The organism is Helicobacter felis ATCC 49179, assembly GCF_000200595.1.
Lineage (GTDB): Bacteria > Campylobacterota > Campylobacteria > Campylobacterales > Helicobacteraceae > Helicobacter > Helicobacter felis.
On record NC_014810.2, the window covers coordinates 1665105 to 1672681 of the forward strand.

Here is a 7577-nt window from a genome sequence, read left to right on the forward strand (position 1 = left end):
CTTAACAATACCAAACGCCACAGCTAAGGTTTATAAACGCTCCCACAAAACACCCGTTTTCTTTTCACATCAAAAGTGGGGCTGAAGAGATTTTTACTTTCGATATTGTCTTTAGTGTGGATGCCCATTAATGGTAATAAACTATGAATCAAATCATCAGTCATGAAAGGCTTATTGATGGCTTGGGCGATGGCTTTAACCTTCTGCGGATACTTTTGTTTAAATTTCTCCGTAACATAGATGACAAAAGGAATCTCCACGCCGCTTTTAGAACAACTATGCTCATAACCATGCCAATCTTCATAAACACTTTGCCCATGGTCTGAGAGATAGACAATCAAGGCATTTTTATCTTTAAAGAGATTAAAGATTTCTTGTAAAATGTAATCGGTGTAATAAAGTGAATTGACATAATCGGCTACGATTTGCTTATCTGCCATATTTTGTACCTTTAGGCCAGTGTAAGGAAGGTCTTTTGGAGTGAATTTAGCAAATGACTTAGGGAAACGCTGGTTGAATATGAGATGGTTGCCCATTAAGTGAAATAAAATAAAGTTTTTAACTCTAAGTTTGGATTTGACTTCATGGTTGTAAGTATTGATGAGAACCTGATCATGATTTTTCCAACCCTGGTTGGTCCAGTATGTGTAATCAAAGGAATGAGAAGTGAGTGTATAGACATTGGCATAGGTCGACTCATCTTGCCAGTTGTCTTGATTATCTAGCCAAAAAGTGGTGTAACCAGCAGCCCTAAGGATTGTGCCAATGTTCTCTTTAAGATACCAAGGAATGTGTTTGTTTTCCACATCCGAGTAATTTAGAAGAACTTGAAAAACAGGCATAGTGCCTCCAAAGGGGGAAATTACTGGAAAAGTTGCGGAGCGAAGTCCGTTTAAATTTTTGAGGGGTCAAGGTTGCTAGCAAACTCCAGCGCGGTTTTTAGCAGGGTGTGCAACTCATCAGCGGGGAGGGCGTTAATTTCTTTGAGCGTGCTGTAGTGGGGGGTGTTTCTAAAAGGGCGGGCGGGTAAGATAGGGTATTCTGCTATTTCCTCCTCGCGTTGTGGATCACGCGCCCAGATTTTAAGCACTTCTAGGCTTAGGTGTTTTTCGCTCATATTTTGAGCTGTAAGGGGCTGTAGTGTGTTGGCGATGGTTTGGGCGGTTTGTTCCTTGTCTGCTTGTGTGTGGCTTGTATAGAGCAGTCTGTAGCCATTTGTGAGGTGGTAGTAGATCAGCATTGCACTTTTTTGTAGCGCGGTGAGTTGGTGGGTTTTGGTGTAGAGCTCTACCCAAAGCGTGCCGGCATCTTGTCCGATTTTGAAAAAATCCATCAGAGTCCTTTTTTTGATGTGGATGATTATTTTACAAAAACCCGGGGCATTTTTGAGTCATGTCCTTAAAAGCGTCATTAGCTTGTTGGAGGATGTGCGGGTCGTCATCAACGGAGATAGTTTCGTAGTTGTTGTGAAAACTATTTGTGCTCCAGTTAGCAGAGCCAGTGAAGAGAAGGGTTTTATCTATGATCATCATCTTGTTGTGCATGAGCCCTATGTATTGCTGGGTGTAGCGGTTATAGCGTTTGGATTTTAGTCCGCTGAGTAAGCAGACTTTTACGCGGTAGAGCTTGGCAAGTGTGGTTAGCACACTTTGGGGGTTGTCTGCGTTTTGGCTGGTGTCTAGGATGAGGGTTACCACAACTCCGCGCTTGCTAGCTTGGCGTAGAGCTTTAGCTAGGTCTTTGTAGGTGAAGGAGTAGAGGGCGATGTCGATTGTCGATTTAGCGTTTTCAATGCCCGTCAGTAGGGCGTTTTCTGCCTCTTTGTTTTGCTTAGGAAGGAAGTAAACGGAGTGGGCTAGTGCCGCCTCAAACAAGGCAAAGAGGGCTAGAAAATAGGGCAGTTTCATTATAGTTTTTTGGCACTTTAGGAGGACTTAACTTCTTTGATTTCGGCTAGAATTTTCGCCCGTTCCTCGTCTAGTTTTTCTAGTTTTTCGTAGAGCTTTCCAATGCGAATATACTTCTCAGAAACGCTAAGTTTTGGCTGGACAACTTCCTTTTTTTGGGCGGGGTTTTGAGCGGGATTTTTGGGGTCATTTTGTGCGTTCATGTGTCTCCTTTTAGGGGTAAATTGAATACGCGCATTGTATCAAAATTTGGCGGATATGTGATCAGATTGTCGGCAATTTTTACCCCGTGTCGCATAAATTTTACAAAGCGCACGCCGTAGTGATTTTTGATTTTTTGCTCGACTTGGATTAAGTTTTTTGCACCCTTTATGGCGTTTTCTATCACATCAAAAAGCGCGCTATCTAGGGTTAAAAAAGTGTTGCCCGTAAGGCGTTCTAAATGGCGGGCTAGATTGTTGATATTGTTGTCATTGAAGTGTGCAGTTAGGTAGGCAATCACGCCGTAAGTTTCCCCGCTTTTGAAGTCATGGGCTAAATTTGAGCCATCCATAATGGAGTATTTAGCTTTTAGAGTTTTGACCATGAGGTAGTTTCCTTCTTTGTAAATGCGCTCGACTTTTTCCAGCTTTTCAATCAGATAAAGGATTGATGTCGCCTTCATTTTTTCCACATTAGCGGTGTGTAAATTGGCTTGAGAATGGGGTAAATTTGTGCTAAATTTTGGGCTTTTTTTGGGCGTTTTTGGCGCAGTTTGAGCGTGCAAATCCTTGAGCTTTTGGGCGTGAATTTCTAGGGCTTTTTTGTAGATAAAATCCAAATTCATAGGGCGTTTTTCTACGATAATTGGCGGCATTAGGGGCGGGTTTTCATGGCGGGCGTAGAAGCGGGCGATGTCTCTTAACGGAGAGCTATCCGCGTAAGTTTCTAGCTTGAGAGCCTTGACGATGAGAGTTTGAAAAATGCGATACAAGTCAACATTAACCCTTCCATTTTCCCGGCTGATTAGAGCGGTGGGCGGGGGCTTGAGAGTGGGCACTAGAATACGAAAACGCTCGATGTTAGAGCGGGGGTCTTTGGGCTTTTGGCGGAGGTAGTTTCGCGTGGGAATGAGGGCGAAACTTACCGGGTGAGAGTGCATTAAATCTAAGGCATTTTGCACGGAAAAATACTCAGAGTCGGGAGCGTTATCGATGTCAAAAAATAGCAAGTTGTGGAAGCCCTGTACATTATGGCTGGAGCGTTGAGACTTGCCTAGTTTAGGTTGGCTGAAAATAGCCGGGCTAGTGTCGCACTCAAGGCAGATGTTAGCCACTTCTTGCAGACTAGAAAAGACTTCTACAGCCCAGCCCTGAGTAGCCATGTAAGAGTTTCCCCGATGGATGGAGAGGGTTATCATGGCGCGCCTTTTAGTGTGATAGTGTAGCCACGAACCACTTTAGATTTTTCGGACTGCAATTCGCCATACTCGTTAAGATACCAATTAATGCGGATGGTTTTCGCTTCGATACCCTCAAATTTGAACAGACTTATCATCTCTTTAAAATCTTGCGGGAATACCTTTCTTAGATCACTCACTGCTACACCGCGTATATTATTTTCTAGCAAGTGTTGCACATATTCACAAGCCATTTCGGACATGTATTCTTGCGTTTCTTGTAGGGTTCTTTGCCCCATGAAAAGCTCAACAATCTTTTGCGCGTCCCCAGTCGAACTATCCACGATAAAGGCTTTATAATCTGTTTCTAGGCAAGTGCTGTAGATTTTAAAATCTAGGGGAATTTGGGCTAAGAATTGCAGAAAGTAGGGCATTTCTTTGTCGATAGTTTTATTGAGCCAATCGTCATGGTTTGCGCTAATTTGGGGAAACATTTCGACCAAAGACTCACCACCTCCACGCACAATGTTGTATCTGCGATTCAGACCCGCGTCAATTTTGAAAGGCATTTTTTCATTAGAGCTCATTACGATAAAAGCGTGATTCTCCACTTGTTGTGTGTCTCTAAATTTGAGTTGCACAGCGTAGCGAGTGTTAGCCACAATGACCTTAACTCTTTGGTTAATTGTTGTCCCGCTTTTGTCTAAACTCTCCTCCACTTCATCAATATCTAAATAGAGCCGATTGACAAAAGCATCCCCCCATTTTGAGGTAAATTCTGCGCCACTCAAGCGCGCCACATTGCTAAAATTATCCTCATCAGAGTAAAGGCGCATGAGTATCTGAGAAGTCAAAACACCTTTGCCTGTGCCTTGCTTATCAAGCAGTAGCCAAAGATTAAAGCAAGGCGTAAAAGTCTCTAAGTGGTAGGCGAGATCATGCAAGAATTTGTCGCGCACTTTTGAATCATTTTTTGCCCCCAAAACATTATCAATCACCCCGGCAATGAAAGGAAATTTTGCGCCCCATTCTAAGCGTTTTTTAACACCCTTTTGCGCACCTTCAGCCAAACGATAACGGCGGTATTCTTTGATTCTTTGTGGGCATTGGAATGTGTTAATAAAGATACTTTTACTATCGTCCATCCAGATTAAACGGCGGTCAGAAGGCCGGCAAACTTCCAGCGCACTGACCGGATGAGAAAGACTCTCTACAATCCAATTTACCCCCGGTTTTGGGCGCATTTTGGCGGGTAAATCCTCGCGGATTAACTCTCTAGGAAAATCCCCCGCTATATCATCAAGACGACAAGCACCTTGTAAATATGACACAAAATCTGTCCGTTTTCTGAACTCAAAAGCCTTGCCTAACTCATATTCTTGCCCTAAAATTTCCACCTTTTTTACAATTCTAGTTTTATATTTTTCTGCTTCTAAATCGTAATAAAAGATGCGAAAATTTTCATCGCCACAGACCAAATAACTTGGCACTTTTGGATAAATTTCTGTAATAAAATAGTCGGCTAAAGTCTGCCCAAACCCGTCAACAACTCCGCTAATTTTTGCTAAATATTGCGTAAATCCCTGTCGGATTTTGTCAAACTTTTGTTTTAATTTTTCTAAGTTTGTCAAGCCTTTGCCAGCCATTTTTTGACTCTCCTCTGTTACTTTTTCTGTAAAAGTCATTTTTGCGCTTTTTGCCCTATTTTCCACCTTAGTAACCCTTTTCTCTTTAAATATCCGTTACATACTTTTTTGAGGCTACCTATTTTAAGGACTTTTTACTATGTGATGTAACGCAACGCTCCAAATGATATTACATAAATTTTTAAGCCCTGCTTAAAACCTATCCTTAAACATTGAGCTACCCCCCTTTTTCGTGCTTAAAGCCGATGGCTACGAACTTAAAGCACTTTTACAATATTCAGTTTATTTTGGATTTCTTGCACCATCACAAACAACACATGTTGTTACACCCCCTAAAATACTTTGTTAAAAATATGTAATGGTAATGTTTTGTAACGATTTCGCTATTTTTAACCTTAAAAATATTACTTTCCCAGTGAAGGGAAGGGTTTTTATTGTGTTGGATCGTGTTTGTTTTTGCGTCCCAGTTTGCTGGAGAGATAGTCGATTAAAAACTTGATAGAGACCTCCGCGCCTAAGTATCCAACACCCGCACTAATTGAGACCGATAACCCGTAGTTGAGACGAAAGTATTCTTTGATGATCTCGTAGGCAATCCATGCGACCAACATAGATGACCCTACGGCTAAAAAAATGTGTTGCATGACTTCGGCGAATTGACTTCTCTCTCCGATCGTCTTTAGGGCAAAGAGAAAACCGCTAAAACTTCCCACACAGAGTAAGACTCCATACTCTAGCAACAAGGCTAGGCTAACTTTTTCCATTTTCCACCTTTAGAGAGGATTCCATTGTGTGTATTTCTTGGATCACTTTGGCGATCGCTTTGGAGTGTTTTTCTAGCACCCAAGAGACATACAAGTTTGCGCCCGTCAAAGTGAGCAACAAGACAATGAGAAGATTCACAAACAAACGCGCGTTACTTAGCATGAAAAAACTCCTTTAACACTTCTTTGACTTCAAACGATGGGCAGGCTTTAGCAGGGTTAAAATCTTTATGCCCGTAAATCTTTGCGCGGGGGTATTTTTGTGTGAGCTCACGGCACAGAGTCAGTAGGGTGGTGAGTTGGGAATCTGTGAGTGTGTTTTTAGGCGCGCCTGATTCGTCTAACCCCCCGATGTAGCAAACACCTACGCTGGTTTTATTGTGTCCTTTGCAGTGCGCCCCGATCTGCTGTAGAGCTCTGCCGATCTCAATCGTGCCATCTAGCAAGATCACAAAGTGGTATCCGATGCACTTAAACCCCCTTTGTTTGTGCCACATATCGATGTCTTTCGCGCGGAAGTCTTTCCCCGCTTTTGTCGCACTGCAGTGAATGATGATCTTATCGATGTGGCGCGTAGCCGTGTTTTGTGCGTGTCCGCCGTGATTGTGTAGAGCTCTAGTCTTTGATGCCTTCAACAAAAAAACCCTTCCCTTCACTGGCACACATGGCGTGTGATGTGTTTTATCACGTCATAGATGATCTGACAATGTTCCGGCTGTAAACAACCATTGATACTCAAGGCTGTAAGAAAACCTAGCCAAATTGCTAAGGGTATACGGGTTAAATGAAACATTAGCCAAACTCCTTAAAATTGTGATTGGTTTCCTGTAGCTTTTGGGCGGTGTAGGCTTGCGGGCGTGGGGGGCAAAAGCCCCCCCCCGCTCAACCCGCAGCCACCCCGCCTACACAGGGAGGGGGAGCGTGTGCGCCGTGCGCGTGCGAAAAAAGCCCCCGTTTTTGCCCCCTAGCGTGCCCACAGAGCGCGCCAACACCACAAGGCTACCCCCCCAAGCCTTCCAGCCCTCGAACGCGTTTAAGAGCGTTTTACGCGTTTTTATGCGCCCAAGAGCTCCAAACCCCCGTAAACGCAAGGGGTTGAAACCCTTCCCTTTCCCTGTGTCCCCCCCCTGCCCGTGCCAGCCAGCGCGCCCCAGCGTGCCCGCGTGCCCCAAGAACGGGCACTTTTCGCCCCCGCGTGCCGTGCGCGTGCGCGGTTAGTTCCCCCTCCCTGTGTAGGCGGGGTGGCTGCGGGTTGAGCGGGGGGGGGCTTTTGGGGGGAGCTCCGCAAGCCTTCGCGGGCTTGTCTTGCTACGCATTCCGCGCGCCCGCTGTGCGGTCGCACTCCATAGCTTCAGAGCCAGCTAGCTGTCTCTTTCGCGGGGTCTTTGTGCGCGCGCGCCAACCCACCTGCGCGCGCGCCCTGCGCCTTCCCCCCACCCACCACCCGTGCCTGCGCTGCGTGCGCCCGCTAGCGCGGTCGCGCTTTTTTAAGAGCGCAGGCAGGGAAGGCGCAGGAGAGAAATCAGAGAGGGCAGAGGGTTGATCAGAGAATCAGGGGCGAGAGTTAGATCGGGGCTCAGGTCGGAAGTCAGGTCAAAGAAGTGTGAAAATTTAGTAGGAGATATTTCCTTGTTGGAGGGTGATATTTTCTTGAGGGAAAGTCAAATTTTCTTAAGCCTAGAAATGCCCTAGAAACGCTTTAAGAAGCTTAGGGCGTGGTCTAGTAGGGGGTCAGTGATTGTAGGGCATTTTAGGAGTGTCATTTTTGATGTGTTAGGGGGTTCTACATGCGCATGCATACGCGCGCGTGTAAACCCAAAGGGTTTAGAATTACACGGGCCGCGCGCAAACTTTCGCGCAAAATTGAGGCGAACAAGTGCGG

Annotated in this window: 10 protein-coding genes; all 10 read right to left on the reverse strand. The window is 45.1% G+C overall.

All coding sequences use genetic code 11. From position 1 onward, the window contains the following. Positions 1-23: 23 nt before the first annotated feature. Positions 24-842, reverse strand: coding sequence for a phosphoethanolamine transferase (locus HFELIS_RS08365; RefSeq protein WP_013470124.1), 819 nt, complete (start codon positions 840-842; stop codon positions 24-26). 50 nt (positions 843-892) lie between these two features. After that, positions 893-1333, reverse strand: a complete 441-nt coding sequence (locus tag HFELIS_RS08370; RefSeq protein WP_013470125.1) for a hypothetical protein — start codon at positions 1331-1333, stop codon at positions 893-895. 31 nt (positions 1334-1364) lie between these two features. Beyond that, positions 1365-1907, reverse strand: coding sequence for a phospholipase D-like domain-containing protein (locus HFELIS_RS08375; protein ID WP_013470126.1), 543 nt, complete (start codon positions 1905-1907; stop codon positions 1365-1367). Between the two features lie 17 nt (positions 1908-1924). Then, positions 1925-2110, reverse strand: a complete 186-nt coding sequence (locus HFELIS_RS08380) for a hypothetical protein (protein WP_013470127.1) — start codon at positions 2108-2110, stop codon at positions 1925-1927. Then, positions 2107-3306, reverse strand: coding sequence for a hypothetical protein (locus HFELIS_RS08385; RefSeq protein WP_231844174.1), 1200 nt, complete (start codon positions 3304-3306; stop codon positions 2107-2109). The genes HFELIS_RS08380 and HFELIS_RS08385 overlap by 4 nt, the downstream gene beginning before the upstream one ends. After that, positions 3303-4970, reverse strand: coding sequence for a primase-helicase family protein (locus HFELIS_RS08390; protein WP_148229962.1), 1668 nt, complete (start codon positions 4968-4970; stop codon positions 3303-3305). The genes HFELIS_RS08385 and HFELIS_RS08390 overlap by 4 nt, the downstream gene beginning before the upstream one ends. Before the next feature lie 392 nt (positions 4971-5362). Further along, positions 5363-5695: a hypothetical protein gene (locus HFELIS_RS08395; protein WP_013470130.1), complete on the reverse strand. Its 333-nt coding sequence runs from the start codon at positions 5693-5695 to the stop codon at positions 5363-5365. Beyond that, positions 5682-5858 (reverse strand): hypothetical protein, encoded by a 177-nt coding sequence (locus HFELIS_RS09115; RefSeq protein WP_013470131.1) that lies wholly within the window; start codon positions 5856-5858, stop codon positions 5682-5684. The genes HFELIS_RS08395 and HFELIS_RS09115 overlap by 14 nt, the downstream gene beginning before the upstream one ends. After that, the gene (locus HFELIS_RS08400) at positions 5848-6333 is read right to left on the reverse strand and encodes an N-acetylmuramoyl-L-alanine amidase (RefSeq protein WP_013470132.1); all 486 of its coding nucleotides are present in this window, start codon (positions 6331-6333) and stop codon (positions 5848-5850) included. Before HFELIS_RS08400 ends, HFELIS_RS09115 begins: the two co-directional genes overlap by 11 nt. A 264-nt stretch (positions 6334-6597) precedes the next feature. Then, entirely contained in the window at positions 6598-6786 is a 189-nt protein-coding gene (locus HFELIS_RS08405) for a hypothetical protein (protein ID WP_148229963.1), read from the reverse strand. Positions 6787-7577: the final 791 nt, after the last annotated feature.